Annotated in this window: 14 protein-coding genes; 3 read left to right on the plus strand and 11 right to left on the minus strand. The window is 52.1% G+C overall.

Going from position 1 to position 18298, the window contains the following annotated elements; all coding sequences use genetic code 11:
- Positions 1 to 17: 17 nt before the first annotated feature.
- The 3 genes from IPK01_01950 to dnaK form a co-directional block, all read right to left on the minus strand.
- A complete protein-coding gene (locus IPK01_01950) occupies positions 18 to 1415 on the minus strand; it encodes a hypothetical protein (protein ID MBK7932263.1) in 1398 nt (465 codons plus the stop codon).
- A gap of 3 nt (positions 1416 to 1418) precedes the next feature.
- Positions 1419 to 2594 (minus strand): molecular chaperone DnaJ, encoded by a 1176-nt coding sequence (gene dnaJ, locus IPK01_01955; protein ID MBK7932264.1) that lies wholly within the window; start codon positions 2592 to 2594, stop codon positions 1419 to 1421.
- Positions 2595 to 2682: 88 nt separating this feature from the next.
- Positions 2683 to 4623, minus strand: a complete 1941-nt coding sequence (gene dnaK, locus IPK01_01960) for a molecular chaperone DnaK (GenBank protein MBK7932265.1) — start codon at positions 4621 to 4623, stop codon at positions 2683 to 2685.
- A 300-nt stretch (positions 4624 to 4923) separates the two neighbouring features.
- On the opposite strand from dnaK, the gene IPK01_01965 reads away from it, so the two are divergent.
- Complete coding sequence (locus IPK01_01965; GenBank protein MBK7932266.1) at positions 4924 to 5859, plus strand: hypothetical protein; 936 nt, start codon at positions 4924 to 4926, stop codon at positions 5857 to 5859.
- 49 nt (positions 5860 to 5908) lie between these two features.
- Here IPK01_01965 and IPK01_01970 read toward each other — a convergent pair whose 3' ends face one another.
- The 5 genes from IPK01_01970 to IPK01_01990 all read right to left on the minus strand — a co-directional run bounded on the left by IPK01_01970 (position 5909) and on the right by IPK01_01990 (position 12284).
- A complete protein-coding gene (locus IPK01_01970; protein MBK7932267.1) occupies positions 5909 to 6505 on the minus strand; it encodes a CDP-alcohol phosphatidyltransferase family protein in 597 nt (198 codons plus the stop codon).
- The gene (locus tag IPK01_01975; protein ID MBK7932268.1) at positions 6502 to 7365 is read right to left on the minus strand and encodes a metallophosphoesterase; all 864 of its coding nucleotides are present in this window, start codon (positions 7363 to 7365) and stop codon (positions 6502 to 6504) included. The genes IPK01_01970 and IPK01_01975 overlap by 4 nt, the downstream gene beginning before the upstream one ends.
- Before the next feature lie 36 nt (positions 7366 to 7401).
- Complete coding sequence (locus IPK01_01980; protein ID MBK7932269.1) at positions 7402 to 8607, minus strand: tyrosine--tRNA ligase; 1206 nt, start codon at positions 8605 to 8607, stop codon at positions 7402 to 7404.
- Positions 8608 to 8658: 51 nt separating this feature from the next.
- Positions 8659 to 9384 (minus strand): hypothetical protein, encoded by a 726-nt coding sequence (locus IPK01_01985; protein MBK7932270.1) that lies wholly within the window; start codon positions 9382 to 9384, stop codon positions 8659 to 8661.
- Positions 9385 to 9530: 146 nt separating this feature from the next.
- Complete coding sequence (locus IPK01_01990) at positions 9531 to 12284, minus strand: hypothetical protein (GenBank protein ID MBK7932271.1); 2754 nt, start codon at positions 12282 to 12284, stop codon at positions 9531 to 9533.
- Positions 12285 to 12641: 357 nt separating this feature from the next.
- On the opposite strand from IPK01_01990, the gene IPK01_01995 reads away from it, so the two are divergent.
- On the plus strand, positions 12642 to 13319 hold the full coding sequence (locus IPK01_01995; GenBank protein ID MBK7932272.1) for a hypothetical protein: 678 nt from the start codon (positions 12642 to 12644) through the stop codon (positions 13317 to 13319).
- Between the two features lie 3 nt (positions 13320 to 13322).
- Here IPK01_01995 and IPK01_02000 read toward each other — a convergent pair whose 3' ends face one another.
- Positions 13323 to 13829 carry a GNAT family N-acetyltransferase gene (locus IPK01_02000; GenBank protein MBK7932273.1) on the minus strand — a complete coding sequence of 169 codons (507 nt, stop codon included), beginning with the start codon at positions 13827 to 13829 and terminating at the stop codon, positions 13323 to 13325.
- Positions 13830 to 13943: 114 nt separating this feature from the next.
- On the opposite strand from IPK01_02000, the gene IPK01_02005 reads away from it, so the two are divergent.
- Entirely contained in the window at positions 13944 to 14150 is a 207-nt protein-coding gene (locus IPK01_02005; GenBank protein MBK7932274.1) for a hypothetical protein, read from the plus strand.
- Between the two features lie 36 nt (positions 14151 to 14186).
- Here the strand turns inward: IPK01_02005 and IPK01_02010 are convergent, their stop codons facing one another.
- Both IPK01_02010 and IPK01_02015 read right to left on the minus strand, forming a co-directional pair.
- Positions 14187 to 14453 carry a hypothetical protein gene (locus IPK01_02010; protein ID MBK7932275.1) on the minus strand — a complete coding sequence of 89 codons (267 nt, stop codon included), beginning with the start codon at positions 14451 to 14453 and terminating at the stop codon, positions 14187 to 14189.
- Positions 14454 to 14478: 25 nt separating this feature from the next.
- On the minus strand, positions 14479 to 18177 hold the full coding sequence (locus tag IPK01_02015) for a CSLREA domain-containing protein (protein MBK7932276.1): 3699 nt from the start codon (positions 18175 to 18177) through the stop codon (positions 14479 to 14481).
- Positions 18178 to 18298: the final 121 nt, after the last annotated feature.

The raw sequence follows: 18298 nt of genomic DNA on the forward strand, positions 1-18298 counted from the left end.
AAAAATGGGCCTCCACTTTAAGCCGAAATCTTTTTGCTTAAAAGACTCGATCGCTCAGTTTTGTTCGTCCGTATCAAATATACTCCGAATATAATTGCCAGTGCCGACGAGATCGCCGGCCAAAAAAGATATCTAAATTCTGTCGAAGGCGTCGTTGGGAAATACGCCATCGAATAAAGCAAACCGCTTGATGCCAGCACAAATACAAACTGCCAATCACCCGCGAGCCGTATCCTAACCGATTTATACAACATAAACAGGCAGATTCCCAAGCAGATGAACATACGGTGAAAGAACGTTTGCATCAGAGGCCGCCGAAACGCCTCGAAATACTTCATCAGCACCAAAAAGCCTGAATTTTCCGTTCCACGAAACTCCGTGGGACTCGTGGCAAATCCGTGAAACCAATACGGCACAGAGACCGACCTCTTCAGCCCTACAAGCTGGGCAAAAATATCGAACCGGTGGCGCATATACGTTATGGGATTGGCCCACAACGCCGCCGTCCAAGCCGTTTTGAGGTCTGCGATATTCTCCGGATCCTGTGTCAACGCTAACACCGGCCGGTCACCCTCCAACGGAACATCTTTATAGATCAGGTCGTTCACCGACCTTTCGTTGTACCTTTCGCGAACCGCATTCATCGAGAAGTCTCGGTCCTGAGCGATATACGCCGGAAACAAGTTCTCATTCGTAGCGACCGAGATCGCCGCTAGATCGTAAAGATAGACCTGCTGAAACGGAAACGTCGTTTTGCCTTCGGTCAAAGCAGTATTCACTAGGTAAACTCCGGTCCAGAGCGTTGCAAGATACACAATTCCGACAAAGGCCGAAGCTAACCGCGACGTTTTGTATCCGAATACCTCAACAAAAACAAATCCGGCCCAGATAGCGATCGGAACGATCGCCGCTATTGCATTTAGCCTTGCTGCGAAGGCATAAAACAAAAATACCGGCGAGATCAACAGTGCAATACGGCTCCTTTTCGAAATCGCGAAATATAAGAGAGCGATGGACGCAAACAGCCCGGTCGCCAGTGCGACATCCTTAAGAACCATTGTCATCTGTGCCATGATGCCCGGGGTTGATCCAAACAGAATCACACACAATCCCAACCATCGAGATCTATCCGCTACCGAAAGCCAAAGGAAATAGCACGCCGTCCAAAATACAATATTATGAATGACAAAGATCAGGCCCGGGCCGGCGACGATTCGATCAAAAATGCCCATCAGGTACGACATCAACGGAGCGTTTACGTCGTAGAAAACACCCTCGCGTCCTTGCGTCAGGTTCGCGATCGAATCGGGTGTCATAAACCCCGGATAGAACGACCAGATGGTCAGACCACACGTCAAAACACAGATCACCAGAGAAATGTACGATCGTTTTTGCTGTGCCGTTGATGCCGACATGATCTATTCCAATCCGATCACCTTTCGCGGATTCTCGGGGTTTAATCTTTCAAACTCACGCAAAACCTGCTTCGTCTCTTCTGAGATCACCCGCGGCAGCGTGATCTTGACCTCGACGAACTGATCGCCGCGAAGCTGCGGATTTCTCAAACTTGGGAATCCGCGTTCTCTAAGGCGAAACTTCTGGCCTGATTCTGTTCCCGACGGGATCTTTAGCTGGGCTTTACCTTCGACCGTAGGCACATCGATCTTGGTTCCAAGGGCAGCTTCGGAAACGGTGATCGGCACGAAGATGTAGATATTGTCGCCTTTGCGTTCAAGGAACTTGTGCTTGCCGACGTTGGTCAGGATAAAGAGATCGCCGGGTTCGGCACCCAAACGGCCGCCGTGGCCTTTTTTCGGGATGCGTACCCGTGAACCCGTATCGACGCCCGCAGGAATCTTGACCTTTACTTGTTCGGTCTTTGGCGTCACTCCCTTCCCGTTACACAAGGAACAAGGCTGTCGACGCCTGCCGGTACCATCACAATCGCTGCAGCTCTGCGAAAATTGCAGCCGCCCGCCGGTCCGCATCACTTGTCCCGCGCCCTTACAAGTGGGGCAGGTAACAACGGGCCCGCCTGTATCACCGGCTCCATGGCATCGCGAACATTGCTCACTGCGATTTACCGTGATATTTGTCGTCAATCCCGTGAATGACTCTTCAAAACTCAATGCCAGAGGCATCTCGATATCGCGTCCCTTCTTCGGCATTGCACGCGGCGGTTCGGGCTGGGCACGTGCTCCGCTTGCTGCACCGCTGCCGCCGAAAAGGTCGGAGAAGATATCTCGAAAGCTTGAACCGCCGCCACCGCTGCTCGGCCCGGTCGAAAAATCGAATCCCGAGAAATCGAAACCCGGGCTTCCGGCTCCGCCGCCGGACGGACCAGTCGAGAACGGCGAATTTACATCAAGATTATCCGCGTAGTAGCCAAAACGATCGAATACCTTTCGCTTCTTGTCATCCGAAAGGATGTCATAAGCTTCCTGGACTTCCTTGAACTTGTCCTCCGACGCCTTGTCATTCGGATTCACATCCGGATGGTGCTTGCGCGCCAAACGGCGGTACGCCTTCTTGATCTCGTCCGCTTTTGCGTCTTTTTTGACGCCCAGGATCTGGTAATAGTCTTTTTTGGCCATTTGTCAGTGACAAGTGTAAAGTGACGAAGGGCGAGAGGCAAACTCAGCTTTAGCTTGTCCCTCGCCCCGCATCAATGGTTAAAACTCACTACTTCTTTTCTTCGTCTTCGACATCAACGTACTCGGCATCGATGACATTATCATCGGCCGCCGCGGCTCCGCTGTCACCGTCGGCCCCGGCCGTTGCCGATGCCGCCTGTTCGTCCGCCGCAGCACCGCCTTCGGCCGAAGCTGTATTTGCATAGAGCACCTCAGCCAACTTGTGCGAAGCGGTCTGAATGCGGTCGAACGCTGAGTTCATTGCGTCCACATCGCTGCCGGCGAGGGCAGTTTTCGATTCGGCGATCGCGGCTTCGAGTTCGGTCGACGAAGCTTCATCGAGTTTATCCTTGTTCTCGCTGTACGTTTTCTCGACGCTGTACATCAGTCCGTCGAGACGATTGCGGGCTTCGATCTCGGACTTTTTCTTTTCGTCCTCGCCTGCGTGTGCTTCGGCGTCCTTCATCATCTTGTCGATCTCTTCTTTCGAGAGGCCCGACGATGATGTGATCGTGATCTTCTGCTCACGTCCGGTTCCGACATCCTTTGCCGAAACATTCACGATACCGTTAGCGTCAATGTCGAAAGTAACTTCGACCTGCGGTACGCCGCGGGGTGCCGGCGGAATGCCAACGAGGTGAAACTTTCCGAGCGTCTTGTTGTCCGAGGCCATCGGGCGTTCGCCCTGCAGCACATGGACCTCGACGGATGTCTGATTGTCCGATGCGGTCGAAAAGATCTCCGATTTGCGTGTCGGGATGGTCGTGTTCTTTTGGATCATCGGCGTCGAAACACCGCCCAAGGTCTCGATACCGAGGCTCAGCGGAGTGACGTCAAGCAGGAGAATATCTGTCTTCTCACCGCCCAAAACACCGGCCTGGACCGCAGCTCCGAGAGCAACGACCTCATCAGGATTTACCGATTTGTTCGGCTCTTTGCCAAAGAACTCTTTGACCATTTCCTGGACCTTCGGGATACGGGTCGAACCGCCAACCAGCACGATCTCTTCGATGTCCTTCGGCGTTAGGCCGGCATCTTTTATAGCCTGTTCGACAGGCGGCATAAGGCGTTTGAGGACAGGCTCGACCAACTGTTCAAATTTTGAACGCGTTAGCTTCATCACCAAATGCTTCGGCCCTGAGGCGTCCGCCGTGATGAATGGCAGGTTGATCTCCGTTTCCATTGCCGACGAGAGCTCGACCTTTGCCTTTTCACCGGCCTCTTTGAGACGCTGAAGAGCCATTTTGTCGTTGTGCAGGTCGATACCCTGGTCTTTCTTGAATTCTTCGATGATCCAGCCGACGAGCACTTCGTCGACATCGTCGCCGCCAAGGTGCGTATCGCCGTTGGTCGATTTTACTTCGACCACACCCTCGCCGACCTCAAGCACGGATATATCAAATGTACCGCCGCCGAAGTCGAAGACCGCGATGATCTCGTCCTTTTTCTTGTCCAGTCCGTATGCCAAGGCGGCCGCGGTAGGTTCGTTTACGATTCGCAGGACTTCGAGGCCTGCGATCTTTCCTGCATCCTTAGTCGCTTGACGCTGTGCATCGTTGAAATATGCAGGAACGGTGATAACGGCCTTTTCGACCTTTGATCCCAGATAATCTTCGGCAGACTGCTTCAATTTCTGCAGCACCATCGCCGCGATCTCGGGCGGACTGAAATGCTTGCCGTCTACGTTAATGCTGACATCGCCATTCCCGGCTTTGTCGACCTTGTATGGCACCTGTTTGATCTCTTCGCTGACCTCACCGAATTGGCGGCCCATAAATCGTTTGATCGAATACAGCGTGTTTTCAGGATTTGTCACGGCTTGTCGCTTAGCTACCTGTCCGACGAGGCGGTTGCCATCCTTGGCAAATGCCACGACCGACGGCGTCGTGCGACCGCCTTCGCTGTTTGTTATAACGATCGGTTCGCCACCTTCCATAACGGCGACAACCGAATTTGTCGTTCCCAGATCGATACCTATAATTTTGCTCATATATATATTCTCCGTCGAAATTATTGCGTAGCTCACCAATATAAACTTAACTTGAGCCTAGAGCGAATATAATACTTGAGTGTCTTATTGTCAAGTTTAAATCTTTTCCTCGAACGAGATCGTATTTCAGTTCGCACAAGGTCGCCGCGGGCAAAGTTTTCACGCAACAAAAGCGAGGTTTTATCCATCCAACTTTGGAGGAGATGATCGGTTTGAAATAAGTCTCCGTGTCGGTTTGGGCAAACAAATGCCGGTTTGCTATATTTTCAAAATAAATTAATTTTAGGAGTTTGGTATTTCATGAAGATATTGTTTTCGACCGCAGCAGTTATGATGTTGACGGTTATGTTTGTTACGTCGGGCATCGCTCAAAAAGAGCTGTCAAAGGACGAACTGTTAAAGGAACTTGCGACGCTGTCAAACAGTTCCAGCACTGACGACAAGGAAAAGGCGTATCAGACCGGCAAGGAGTTTTTGACCAGGTTCGGTTCAGAAAAGAACGACAACGTTAAGAAGGTCCGTAAGTATGTAGAAAACTATAGGACATCGACGTTCTTCAAGGCTGTGGACGGTAATAAATTCCCCACTGCATTCACATTGGGCAAGGAAATACTTGCTGACGAGCCTCAGAACGTAGATATCCTTATCAACCTGACATACGCCGGATACAATGCGATGGCAGCCGGCGATAAGTCGTTCGTTGACGACACGATCTCGTCCGCAAAAAAGGCTGAGGAATTGCTTGAGGCCGGGACCTCGCCGAAATCGTTTGCACCTTTCAAGGACAAACCCGAAGCATTGGCTTGGACCTACTATATCGAAGGTACGTTGGTCACTCCTCGGGACAAAAAGGCGGGGGCTGTCAGTATTTACAAAGCAACGCTTCTCGAATCGCCGATAAAGGAAAATCCTTTACCGTACAACATGATCGCCCTCTACTATGAGGACGAATATACCAATCTCGGCAATGCAATGAAAGCAAAATTGGGATCAAAACCGGTAAACGAAGCTGAGGTGGCCGCACTGGAAGAACGGGTAAAGAAAGCCCTCGATCTGATGCTTGACGCTTATGCCCGTTCATCGAAAAAGGCCGATGCGGAAAATGCGGCAAATAAAGATGCGCTTAAGAGCCGTCTCGCCCAGGTCTACAAATTTGTCAAGAAGACGGACGAAGGCCTTTCGGAATACGTCAGCTACATCACTAAGACGCCGCTTCCGGATCCCAGCAAGTTCTAGCTTGCTCACGAAAAGTGATCGACAAGGGCTTCGCCGAAACGCGGGGCCCTTATTCTTTTTCGGCTTCACGCATTAGTTTGGCGACGTGGAAGATGTAATGGATGCCGGAGAAAACTGCGAATCCGGCTACCGTTGTATAAACAGTAGGAAGATAGAATCCCCGAAGTTCGGGGAAAACGGCTGCAACAAGTATTGCAATGACGCCGATTACCTGGACAAAGGTGCTCGCCTTTCCGAGCCATGACGGTTTGAATCCGCGAAAACCGGTCATCACATTTATTGCACCGGCGATCGCTACGATCGCCACATCACGGCCGATAACCGTCGCCGTCACCCAAAACGGCACCGGAAGGTGACGCGGTGTTCCCATAACGCTCGACATCGTCAGCATCACGAACGCGGTCGTCATCAGCAGCTTATCGGCGATCGGATCGATGATAGTGCCGAGCTCAGATTCTTGTTTGTATCTGCGGGCAACAAAACCGTCAATACCGTCAGACACACCTGCGATAGTAAAAACAACAAGAGCCCAGCCGACGCGTTGGTATACAAGGAGGATGGCAAAAACCGGTATTAGCCCGATCCTCAGGAAAGTCAGGATATTTGGGATCGTCAGGACCTTGGTCGAAACTTGTGGGTCGCTCATTCCGCCGCTCTTAACTCCAACAACGAGATCTCGGGCGGACATTGGTATCGCATCGGGACCACGACCGTGCCGATGCCGCGGGTGATGTAAACCTGTGAATTTTTGCGTGCGTGCAGCCCGGCCTTGAGTTTGCGTCGGGGCAAAATTCGTTTCTCTTCGTCGCGTATCTTGATCTGCCCGCCGTGCGTGTGTCCGCTCAGCGTTAGATCGACACCTGCCCTTACTGCCTCGCGGAATATCAGCGGATTGTGTGCGAGGAGCAATTTCATTTCGTCCGGAAATGAACCTCTGAGGGCCGAGACGATGTCGGTCTTGCCGACCATATAATCATCAACGCCAGCGAGCCAAAATGACGATCCGCGGGCCTCGATCCTGACACCCTCGTTGACGAGCATGTTAATCCCTTCGCCGCGGAAAAGGTGCGTAACAAGCTCCGCATCGGTCCAATGATCGTGATTGCCGAGGCAGGCGAACGTACCGAACCGCGACTTCAAATGCCCTAATGCGGCCGCTACCGGAGCAATGTATTCACGCTCATGCGAGACATAATCGCCGGTAAGCATTATCATATCCGGCCGGAGTCGATTGGCCACTTTGATAACGCGCTCGATATGTTCTAGGCCAGTGAACGGGCTATGATGAATATCTGATAGATGAACTATCTTAAAGCCATCAAGTTTTTTGGGCAGGCGGTCGAGCGTGATATCGACGTGCTCGAGCGACAGGCTGTTGGCCTCGTCCATTGCGACCTTGGCTGTCTTTGACCAATTCCCCGCCATCGCCCGAAGCGGTGCTTCGCTGGTAACGTAAGCATTTATACGTTCAGCCAGTTTGACACGTTTTGGTGCAGCGGTTCTCATGAGTATTTCGGATTATATCACAATCTCAGAACCGTATTACGAACCGAAGACCCTCAGAAACTTTCGTTTGCCGACCTGCAGCAGGACACCGTTCTGATCGATCACGATCTCCGCATTTGCGGCGGCCGCCTTTTCATTATTGACCCTTACACCGCCTTGTTCGATAAGGCGGCGGGCTTCGCCCTTTGATGCCGCAAGTCCCGTATCAGCGAGCAATTGCGCTAATGCAAAGTTCCCGGCGGCAATATGCTTTTCGTCGATCTCGTCGGGCACCTCTGTCTGGACGAAGCGTTTGACGAAATCCTCTTCGGCCATCGCTGCATCTTCGTTCGAATGAAAATCCGCGATTATCCGCTTGGCGAGGTTTACCTTTTCATCGCGAGGATTACCGCCATTTGAAACTTCAGACCTGAGATTTGAAATTTCCGATGGAGTGAGGTCGGTCAGCAGCTCATAATACTTCCACATCAACTCGTCCGATATCGACATTATCTTACCGAACATCTCATTCGGGGCGTCTTCGATGCCGATGTAATTGCCAAGTGATTTGGACATTTTCTGGACGCCGTCGAGGCCCTCGAGCAGCGGCGTGGTGATGATCACCTGCGGTTCCTGATCGTATTCACGCTGAAGATTGCGGCCCATCAAGAGGTTGAATTTTTGATCGGTGCCACCAAGTTCCACGTCCGCATTTAGTGCAACGCTGTCGTAGCCCTGGACGAGCGGATAGAGCAGCTCGTGCAGCGAGATCGGTTTTTCCTCGTTCATCCGCTTTGTAAAATCGTCGCGTTCGAGGATCTGTTTGACCGTCGTTTTCGCACACAGTTTTACAAAATCGGCCGCCGTAAACTTATCGAGCCATTCACCGTTAAACCGGAGCTCTGTCTTTTCCGGGTCAAGCAGCTTGAACATCTGCCGCTTATACGTCTCGGCGTTCACATTTATCTCTTCACGCGACAACGGCGGCCGCGTCACGTTCTTGCCCGAAGGGTCACCGATCATTCCGGTAAAATCGCCGATCAAAAAGATCACCGTATGTCCGAGGTCCTGAAAGGCCTTCAACTTTCGGATCACAACCGTATGCCCGACATGAATATCCGGTGCGGTCGGGTCGAGCCCAAGCTTGACGCGCAGTGGTCTTCCGGTCTTCGCCGACCGTTCAAGCTTTTTCCGCAAATCTTCCTCACGTATCACATCGACCGTGCCTTTTTTGAGGTATTCGAGTTGTTCGTCAATGGTCATGGTAAAACAACAATCATACCTTATGTGGCGAAATGTCTGAACGCGAGGCGGCTACTCACAGGCCCAATATAGTTCCAATAACTCATAAGCGAGCTTTGAAATCTGTTTCCGTACTTCTCTTTCTTGACCAGAAACCGACTGAAGCAGTCGTTTCAACTCAAGATAGACTGGATTCTCTATCCCGGAAATGCGATATCGCCGTTCCTTGAGATTGGAGACCATTTCTTCTTGCAATGTCGTTTTGTCAATCTCAAGCTTGCGTACGAAGTCGAAACCCGTGTTTAGAAGCGGAGAGCTACGTACGTAGTGCAAATGTCTTTCAAAAAATGGCAGGCCAAACTTCGTTACGTCGTCGCAGATCTGCTTTACCCGATCTGTAGTAGTAGAGATTCTTCCGTTGTGAAAGTAGTAGGCCTCTTCGAGTGGAATGCCTGGCGTCCGCTTCTTAAGACCGATCAAGGGCTGTCGAGGATTTAATAGACCAGAATTGTATTGATTCGAGTATAGGTAATTGAGATTGAGGCATGATGAAACCGAACAGGAAATATTACGCCCACTAAAGCTGTGCATCAGTTCAACCGTCTGCCAAACTTTGAATCCCTCATTTTCGGCTGTGCGCCGAAACCGATAGGCACCTTTTTCAAATCCAACGTACGAGAGTTCCTGAACGCGATCAGTGAAGCACTCAACCAGAATGCCCTTCAATTCGCCTTTCTTGAGTTCTCGCGAGCCATCTTCAAAACGAGTTTGGGTTATGATCTTATCGTACCAACGCATACAAACTTGGGAATCTTTCTATAGCTGGCGATACACTGATGTACGCATTCGTCAAGCCGTTTATTGCTCGGGCAAAGACCCGGGATATCGTCCACGATCGAGCTGCTTTTGCCAGGACAACTTCGACCTAAGAGTAACTGCGTTTCTTATTCTTGTGCGACAAAATCAATATTTGTCAGTTCTTCGTTGACGCTCAAAATTTGCGACGACGGATCGAACGTATATCGTTTCGAATTAACGGAAATGACGTAGGTTTCGCCAACCGCGATCTCATCGAAGCGAAAATAGCCGAATGTGCTTGTACGGGAGGTCAGAACGCTTCCGTTTGGCGAAACCAGCGTTACGATCACATTTTTGATGCCGTTTCCGGCTGCTGATGAAATTCTGCCCGAAACCGAAACGTTGGCAGATGTCGGGATAAGTTCGTTTTGATAGCGCACAACGGCAAGATCGTAATCTGTTCCGTTCCAGGTTTTCCCGGCCGCGACAATTCTGTCGGTCAAGTAAAAGCCCAAGGCGTTGATCCGGGCGTCGTTGTTTGGAAATGTCGTAGCGATTCTGCCCAATGTGCCGAAACCGAGCGCCGGCGTGCCGTTGGCGTTCAACTTTGCCACGCCGAAGCGTTTGTCAACTGCGTTATCGCTCAAGCCGCCAGCGATCATTTGTCCATCGGGCTGAAATAAAAGAGCGTTTGCGTCGTCATTGGGATTGCCGATGACAAAATCGATCAGCGAAATGCCGTTGGTGCCGAAATTCTCCGTAAAATTCGGGTCTAAAGCTCCGTTCGGATCGTACCGTAATATCGCAAAATCGCGGTCGCCGCCCATATTTAGACCCGTAGAGGTGACCACGATCTTATTGTCCGGTTGAACGATCAGATCTGTGGCTCGATCATTTAACGCGGCGGACAGATCGTTGGTCACAATGCCGCTTGTGCCGAAGGCTGTGTCAGTGGCAAGCGTGGTGAGTTTGCGTGAAATGCCGACAAAATCACTCGTACCGTCGTTGCCGTAGCCGGCAACGATAAGCTTGCCGTCGGATTGCAACGAGCATTCGAAGATCTCGTTATTGTTGGCGTTGCCGAAATTTGAAAAAATATCGGTCTCAAGTGTCCCCGTCGCAGAAAGTCGGACGATCTTACCGTTTCTCGGTGCCAATCCTGAACCGTTCGAACCGCAGCCGATGATCTTGCCATCCGGTTGCACGGTCAAACCGTAGATCCGCGAAATAGCACTTACATTTGTAACGCCGTCAACGCTGAATGTGGTGTCAGGTGCTCCCGACGGAGTGAATTTGGCGATAACACCGCCAAGCGGGATTCCGCCTTCGCCCGCAACGAAAAGACTGCCGTCGCTCAACACTTTCAAGTCATTAAAATAGGTCGAAGTCGAGCCGTTTGAGTATTCATAAACGCCTTCGTCCATAAATGTCGTGTCGAGCGTACCGTCCGCATTCAGCCGAATCAGTTTTGCAATATTGTATGACTGATTCGCAACCTCGCCCCAACCGGCAACATAAATTTTGCCGTTCAGTTGGGCAGCAATTGCTTCGACGGAACTAAATTCCTGCGCGGACAGGACGGTTTGCTTCATCGTGCCGTCGCCGGCCGAAAAATTCAGACTTGTATCAACCGCGCCGTTATCGTTAAATCGTTGTGTGCAAATGCCGGAGTCGTTCGGACTTGACGGACGCTCTTGCCAACCGATCGCAACAATTTTGCCATCGGTTTGCAAGGCAAGATCCGAACCTTGCTCGCACCATTGCGAGCGGACAATGCCATTTCCGTCGAAACTCGTATCGAAACTCCCGTCCGCGTTGAGACGCAAAATTGTAAAATCTTCGATAACGAAAAGTGACAGTATAGAATAGGTCGTGTCGCCGATCGCCAAGATCTTGCCGTCCGCCTGTGCGGCGAGGTCGTTGAAATATTTGTCGCCGCTTCCGATGTTCAAATTGAATGTTTTTATGCCGTCGCCGTCGAAAGTAGTATCGAGCGAACCATTGGAATTGTAACGGACGAGTGCGGCTTCGGTTTCGCTTCCGTTTGCTCCCGGACCACCGCCGACAAGGATCTTCCCGTCCGTTTGGATCGCCAAACTTCTTGCTTCGCTGTCGCCAGCGTAAACCGCGGTTACCGCGATCCCGTCCGAGTCAAAGGTCGGATCGAGTGCGCCCGTGGTCAGGAGGCGCACCGTCGAAATATCGCCGCCCGCAAAGATCGAACTCGACCCCGCGACAACGATCCGGCCGTTTGATTGAATTGCCAAACCGTACGGCTCAAAATGACTCGGACTCAATGAGACAAGTCCATCCGTGTCGAAAGTCGTGTCGAGTCCTCCTGTTGTCGTCAAACGAATGATGATCGATTCGCCCGACAAGCCGCGCGAACCGATGACAATTTTTCCGTCCGTCTGAAGAGCGACCGATAGAGCGATTCCTGCGCTTGTGATCTCAAAAATTCCGTCCCCGCTGAATGTCGTGTCGAGTGTGCCGTTCGTATTAAGGCGGATAGCGTACGCCTCGGACGACGAATTACTTTGCCCGACCGCCACGATCTTTCCGTCAGTTTGAATAGCGACAGCGTTTAGATTATCTGAATTTGAGTTATGTAAAAGAAAGATCCCGTCGCCGCTAAATGTCGTATCGAGCGTACCGTCCGCGTTATAACGGGCAACCAAATAATCGAGAGCATTGATGCCCGCATATCGGCTTCCGACAATGACTATTTTCCCATCCGTTTGCACCGCAACATCGTTCGCGATTTCATCGACCTGCGCCACCAGAAAATCCGAAACGACATACCCGTCGGAAACGCCAAAGGTCGTATCCAAGTCTCCCGGCAAAGCGAAACTGGCGGAATAGAGAAGTAAAAGTATGGATATAGTGCGTAGGCTCTTCATAATTTCCCCCAACGATCTGACAATAGAACTGATCTTTTCTTTCGGTGCGATTTTCCGATTATTTTATATCTTTCCGGCTTTGATGTCATCGCATTTTACCGATCGGGCAAAGCTTTTTTTTCTAAATTCAGTCGACAATTTTCTTTTACCGGTCCAGCTCGTTTCGCAAATCTTCGTCACGGATCAGATCGACCGTCCGTTTACGTATTCGAGTTGTTCGCCAATGGTCGTGCTCAGAGCCGCAGCCGCTAATATTCGCGAGTTGCTCGCCTTGTCGAGCGACGATGTGTTGTTGTATAAATACAAAAACAAACCCAGACTATTTCAAAACGACCATTATTTGGCCGAAGCGTAACTATGAAGAACCTGATCCCCATCGTCTTGATATTGTTGTTCTCTATTATCGGCTGCAAGCTGCCCGGCCAAAATTCGTCCAATACCGGCAGCAGCGGAACGTCAAATAGCGGAACAGCCAACACCTCAAATACCGCAAAGGCCGATCCGGTCGCACGGGCAACGGATGCATTGAAAAAGCTGCGGTCGGTTCCATTTGTGACGTCAACATTTACTCGAGGGAAAGGCGGCTCATATAAACTCATCGAGCAATTCTCGGCAAAAGACGAGAGTTTTAGCAGATCATCTTCAGATGACAGCGAAACGAAGGTAATAATTATCGGCAAAGAGAACTTCAGTAAAATGAACAGCGCGTGGCCTTGGCGCATTGATTCAGGAGTAAACTACACTGCGGCAAAAACATTTTATTTTCCCTTGGATGATTTAGAAAGAACTTTGCCCGGGTTCAACGCAGCTTCAGAGGGCAGTGAGACTTTCGACGGTCAAGCCGCCGAGGTCTTTAGCTTTAAGTTGACCGAGAAAAAGCTTGATGTGCCCTCATCTGTCAAGATATGGGTAGCCACGGAGACAGGCCTTCCATTAAAGTTGATCTTCGAAATGGATGACGGATCGACGAACGAGCGAACGTTTGACTACAAAACACCCGTCAAGATCGAACGGCCAAAACTCGAAAAGAATTAGCCGCTAATTTGGCTTAGAGCTTCCGGCCATAATGTACGCATTCGTCAGGCCGTTTTGTGCGTGGTTCATCGCGTCGGGGATCTCGCCGATGATCTCGAAACCGATACTTTGCCACAGTTTGACCGCGACGGTGTTGGATCGGACAACAAAATTGAACTGCATCGCTGTGAAGCCAAGCCGACGTGCCTCGCCGAGCGACCACAGAGCGCTCTGCTTGCCGATGCCCTTACCCGCAGCTGAAGGAGCGACCATATAGGCGGCGTTCCCGACGTGTCTCCCCAGGCCCGGATTGTTCGCCCGCAGCCAAAATGTCGCGACGACCTCGCCGTCGTCAACGGCGATATAGTTGTGCTTGTCCGGCGTAAACCAAAACGCCATCATCTCATCTTCGGTCGAGTCAGGTGAAAAAACATACGTATCGCCACCGGCAATGACGGCCTTAATTATCTGCCAGATCGCGGGCTTATCGCGGTCTTCGGCATTGCGGATCTCGATCGTTTTTGCTGCCATTGCGTTCTGGGCGACTTTGGGTAAAACTCGTATTGCGCCGGTTGAGGTATTTTTACGCAAAGCCGCGTAGCGCGCAAAGTCGAATGCCAATTGAAAGGCGAACAATAACTACCAATGCGAAATATCATTTGGGATTTGACGTTTATTTATGACGTTCTCCAGAAACACTGGCCAATTGCCGCAATCGGCGGAGTATTGGCGGTCGCATTCGGCTTTGTCTTCGGACGAATGTCGATGATCATCACCGGTGCGATCGTTTTGTTTGTGGTGATCGTGGACCTGATCATACTGCTCGTTCTCAGAGTGCGTGGTCAAAAGTGATCGGAAGCTTGCAGCGCCTAACCTTTTCGGCGGCAATTATCTATGGCAAACGAATTGAAATATCTGCACTTGGCATTCATAGGCTGCGGCGTGAACTGGTCGATCCGAAGAACATCGCGGCGAGCCACCCACGCGAGTCACGGCGATATAGTTGTGCTTGTCCGGCGTACACCAAAACGCCATCATCTCATCTTCGGTCGAGTCAGGTGAAAAAACGTACGTGTCGCCGCCGGCGATCACAGCTTTGATGATCTGCCAGATCGCGGGTTTGTCACTTTCGATCGCCCGTCGAATTTCAACCATTTTCTAGATCAACATCTTTCACTAGTTAAGGTATGTAAGCACTTGGCGTCGGGATGTCACCGGCGATGCCGAACGTCTGGATCAACGTTCCGGCAGTCGAGCGGTCGATAAACCACGTGAAGTTAGACGGACGGAAGACCCCAGCGTCAAATTTGCCGTCGCCATCATAATCTCCCGGTGCCGGAACATCGCCATTTGTACCAAATGGGAACGCAAAGAAAGAAAAGTCTTCGGAACGAAGTACGAACCAGTTCCCGTTCGACGGCCGCCAAAAAGCAATGTCTGCTTTTCCGTCACCCGTAAAATCGCCCGGAACCGGACGATCCGTCGAGGCTCCAAATTGCAGTGCAAATACGCTGCCGTCGGAACTGCGGCGGACCCACCACTCAGAAGTGCCCCCGTTCGGACGAAATATTGCGATGTCTGCTTTTCCGTCCCCGGTGTAATCGGCGACCACAGGCTTGTCATTCAATGCTCCGAATCCGATGAAATCGACCCCTCCGGTCGATTTTTGGATGATCCAGGTAAGCGTCGATGGACGGAAAACGGCCGCATCGGCTTTGAGATCACCGTCGAAATCCGCAGGAACAGGCACATCTCCGTTCGTACCGAACGGGAACGCAAAGAACGTCAGGTCTTCGCTTCGCAATACGAACCAATTACCGTTCGACGGCCGCCAGAATGCGATGTCTGCCTTGCCGTCTCCCGTAAAATCGGCCGGTACGATCTTGTCGGACGATGACCCAAACTGCGTCGCGAAATTACTTCCATTCGATGACCGAGACAACCACCATTCGCCGGGCCCGGGACGGAATATCGAGATGTCCGTCTTGTTGTCGCCGTCGTAATCAAATGGGGCTCGATTCTGAGCAACAGGCGCCGTCTGTGCCTCGAATGCACCGATGTCGGAGCCGTCGCTGTTTGGGGCGTTCGTTGCGGGCAGATCGACGGGGCGTCTGAGGCCGCGTTGGTCTGAGGTTGCGCCGGAACTGTTGCCTTTGTCGAGAGCAGGGCTTGCGAAAAGCAACGCGTGAGTCGGCATTTGCCCGCCGTTTAGTGCTAAGGAAGCAAGTCCCGGATTCAACACCACCGCGGCTGAACCGACCTGATCGCTGTTAACGCCATTTGTAAAGCCTGAGCCGCCGGCAGAGTTGCCGATGAGATTGAAGCCATTAGAAACAAATGTGCCGAAGATGTTAGGCGCATTGCCGCCCGAAGCGTCTATGTTTCCGGCAATGATGGTGTTGCGGACGTTGATTGAACCATTTGCCATACGGATACCTCCGCCATTTCCGGCAGCTGTGTTGTTTGTAATGGTGGAGTTGTTAATTGTCAGCGTTCCGGTGCCGGTTTGATGGATACCGCCGCCGCCAAGGGGTGATGAACTATTTGCCGTGTTGCCGGAGATGGTTGTATTGCGAATCGTCATCAGCGTTGCGGTTTCATTTTGAATTGCACCTCCATTGAATGTTGAGGTGTTGTTATCAAAAGTCGAGTCGCTGATATTCACCACTGCATTATCGCTGTTCAATAACCCGCCGCCGTTGCCGTTCGTTACCGTATTGCCTGTAATGCGCGAGCGGTTGAGGTTTAAAGTGGTGTTTGGACTAAAGACATTGATCGCACCGCCGCCACCGCCGCTCCCATTTCCGCCGGTGATGGTCATTTCGCTCAAGGTGGCGGTAGAGCCGGAGTTGATGTTAAAGACGCGGCTTTGGTTACCGCCCGAAACGGTCACGAGATTTGCGCCGGGGGCGATGATGTTCAGGTTTCTGTCTATAACCAATTCCGTCCCGCCGAGCGTGATGGTGCGCGGCGTGTTGAAAAATGTCGGGTCAAACAAAATGTCGCTGTTCGTGGGCGATGAGCCAACTGCGTCGCGCAGGCTGTTTGATCCCACTCCGCCTGCGTTGGTCACGAGAAAGAACGAATACATTTCCACCGCGCCGATGTCTGCGCCGTCCGTGCCATTGACATTGGGAGCGAACGGCAAATCAAATGGACGAGTCCGCCCACGCTGGTCGGTCGACGCGCCGGAACTGTTGCCTGCGTCGATCGCCGGACTGCCGCCGAGCAAAGCGTGCGTCGGCGTTTGCCCGCCGTAGAGCGCTAAGGGAGCAAGTCGCGGTGTCGCGCTGGTGATGTCGTTGGCGAGCGGTGTGAACACGCCGTTGTAGTTGTCGCTCAGATTAAAGCCATTGGTCGTGACAGTTGCCGTGCTACCGAATTTCGCCAAATTGATCGGTGTGTTGTTCGCGACAATGCTGTTCCTGAGGGTCGTCGTTGCGGAAGCCCCTGCTCCAGGGCTGACCGTGGTAGCAATGCCGCCTACGGGGCTGAATCCTGTCGACGTGTTGTTGGCAATGGTACTACCGATTACCTCCAATATGCTGTTGACGCTGCTTGAGGCATTCGCGTTATTCATGATGCCGCCGCCAGTGTTCGCGACATTGCCGCTTATCGTGCTACTCACCAACCGCAAAGTACGATCATCTATGAGGGTCGCGATTCCGCCGCCGAAGTCGCCTGCCCTGTTGTCGCTAAACGTGCTTCTTGTAAATAGTCCATCAGCGAACCTCAATAACACTCCGCCCCCGTCGTTGCTTGCTTGATTGCCGGTTACATGAACATTGGCCAGCGTCAGAAGACTCTGGCTGTAGATGCCCCCGCCGCCGAAAGGCCCGGTATCACGCCCGCCGGTGATAGTCATTCCGCTTATGGCGACACCGGTCGTGATGCCGATAGGAATCGTGAAGATGCGAAAGTCCGTGACTGCGTTAAAGGAGCGTCGCACGGTGAGTAGATTCGCTCCGGGGCCGGCAATCGCCATGCTTTCGGTGATGTCGGGAAGTGGCGTGAGGAGATCGATGGTCTTCGGCGTGTTAAAGCTGGAATCGAAACTGATCTGATCGCTGTTGCCGGGGGCGGCGATGGCGGCGTTGATCGCCTCCCGAAGGGTGCATTCCGAACCGTCGCAAACGCCGTTGCCGGGGTCATTCGTTGAATTGACAGTAAAGATCGCTGGCACCATCACAAGCAGCGTCCAGCCGCCCGCGATCGAGCCCGTGTCCTGCGTGGCGTCATCAACCACATACAGCTTCCACTGTCCGTTTGGGTTTGTCTGGTGAAATACGCTCAGATCGGCCGGTGCGTCGGTCAATGTGTTCGGAGCAGGAAACGGAGCGGGAAACGTGTCGGTGAAAAGAGTCGGGGTGTTTCCGTAATTCGCCGCCCGAAATGTGCCGGTCGTCAGCGGCAATTCATCCGGCAAAACTGCGGATAAGGCCGCCGTCGAATCAAAGATCAACTTTAGGCCGCTAACATCGATACCGGCTCCGGCGTCCGACATCACCATCGCCCGCTGCCCCTGCGGGCCTTCGAGAATGATATCGACATCGTCCGGAAACGTATGAGAGAAGTTGTTCAACTGCACACGGACCCGCGTGATCGACGTATTGACGCCGCTGACGGTCGCTTCGGACGGATAGAGCGATGCGGTCGTGTTGTCATTGATCGTGATCGGCGCAAGATTGCCCGAGATCACGGTCGTCGCTTCGGGAGCGGCGATCTGGTCATCAGTGATCTGCGCCGAGACGGTCGTCGTCCCGATCAACCTTAACGCGATCGCGGGGAGCGCGACTCCGGCAAGAATGGCAATAACAATGATCCATCGAACCCTGCTCATTACGACCGTCAGCTTCAAACCCGTCTGTGATCTCGGCATAAATCTCCCTTTTTTCGAATCACCTCGCGGCGAAACAACCCACCGCGTTCATCATCCAAAATTGCTCTTTGTCTTTATTGTATTGGGATAGTATGTCATTTCGGTAAACAATTCAATAAAA

Source organism: Acidobacteriota bacterium (assembly GCA_016713675.1).
Taxonomy (GTDB): domain Bacteria; phylum Acidobacteriota; class Blastocatellia; order Pyrinomonadales; family Pyrinomonadaceae; genus OLB17.

What these genes read in the sequence shown, in the direction of transcription:
- IPK01_01950 (MBK7932263.1), bottom strand. Translation starts at nt 1,415, where the DNA reads ATGTCGGCATCAACGGCACAGCAAAAACGATCGTACATTTCTCTGGTG.
- dnaJ (MBK7932264.1), bottom strand. Translation starts at nt 2,594, where the DNA reads ATGGCCAAAAAAGACTATTACCAGATCCTGGGCGTCAAAAAAGACGCA.
- dnaK (MBK7932265.1), bottom strand. Translation starts at nt 4,623, where the DNA reads ATGAGCAAAATTATAGGTATCGATCTGGGAACGACAAATTCGGTTGTC.
- IPK01_01965 (MBK7932266.1), top strand. Translation starts at nt 4,924, where the DNA reads ATGAAGATATTGTTTTCGACCGCAGCAGTTATGATGTTGACGGTTATG.
- IPK01_01970 (MBK7932267.1), bottom strand. Translation starts at nt 6,505, where the DNA reads ATGAGCGACCCACAAGTTTCGACCAAGGTCCTGACGATCCCAAATATC.
- IPK01_01975 (MBK7932268.1), bottom strand. Translation starts at nt 7,365, where the DNA reads ATGAGAACCGCTGCACCAAAACGTGTCAAACTGGCTGAACGTATAAAT.
- IPK01_01980 (MBK7932269.1), bottom strand. Translation starts at nt 8,607, where the DNA reads ATGACCATTGACGAACAACTCGAATACCTCAAAAAAGGCACGGTCGAT.
- IPK01_01985 (MBK7932270.1), bottom strand. Translation starts at nt 9,384, where the DNA reads ATGCGTTGGTACGATAAGATCATAACCCAAACTCGTTTTGAAGATGGC.
- IPK01_01990 (MBK7932271.1), bottom strand. Translation starts at nt 12,284, where the DNA reads ATGAAGAGCCTACGCACTATATCCATACTTTTACTTCTCTATTCCGCC.
- IPK01_01995 (MBK7932272.1), top strand. Translation starts at nt 12,642, where the DNA reads ATGAAGAACCTGATCCCCATCGTCTTGATATTGTTGTTCTCTATTATC.
- IPK01_02000 (MBK7932273.1), bottom strand. Translation starts at nt 13,829, where the DNA reads ATGGCAGCAAAAACGATCGAGATCCGCAATGCCGAAGACCGCGATAAG.
- IPK01_02005 (MBK7932274.1), top strand. Translation starts at nt 13,944, where the DNA reads ATGCGAAATATCATTTGGGATTTGACGTTTATTTATGACGTTCTCCAG.
- IPK01_02010 (MBK7932275.1), bottom strand. Translation starts at nt 14,453, where the DNA reads ATGGTTGAAATTCGACGGGCGATCGAAAGTGACAAACCCGCGATCTGG.
- IPK01_02015 (MBK7932276.1), bottom strand. Translation starts at nt 18,177, where the DNA reads ATGCCGAGATCACAGACGGGTTTGAAGCTGACGGTCGTAATGAGCAGG.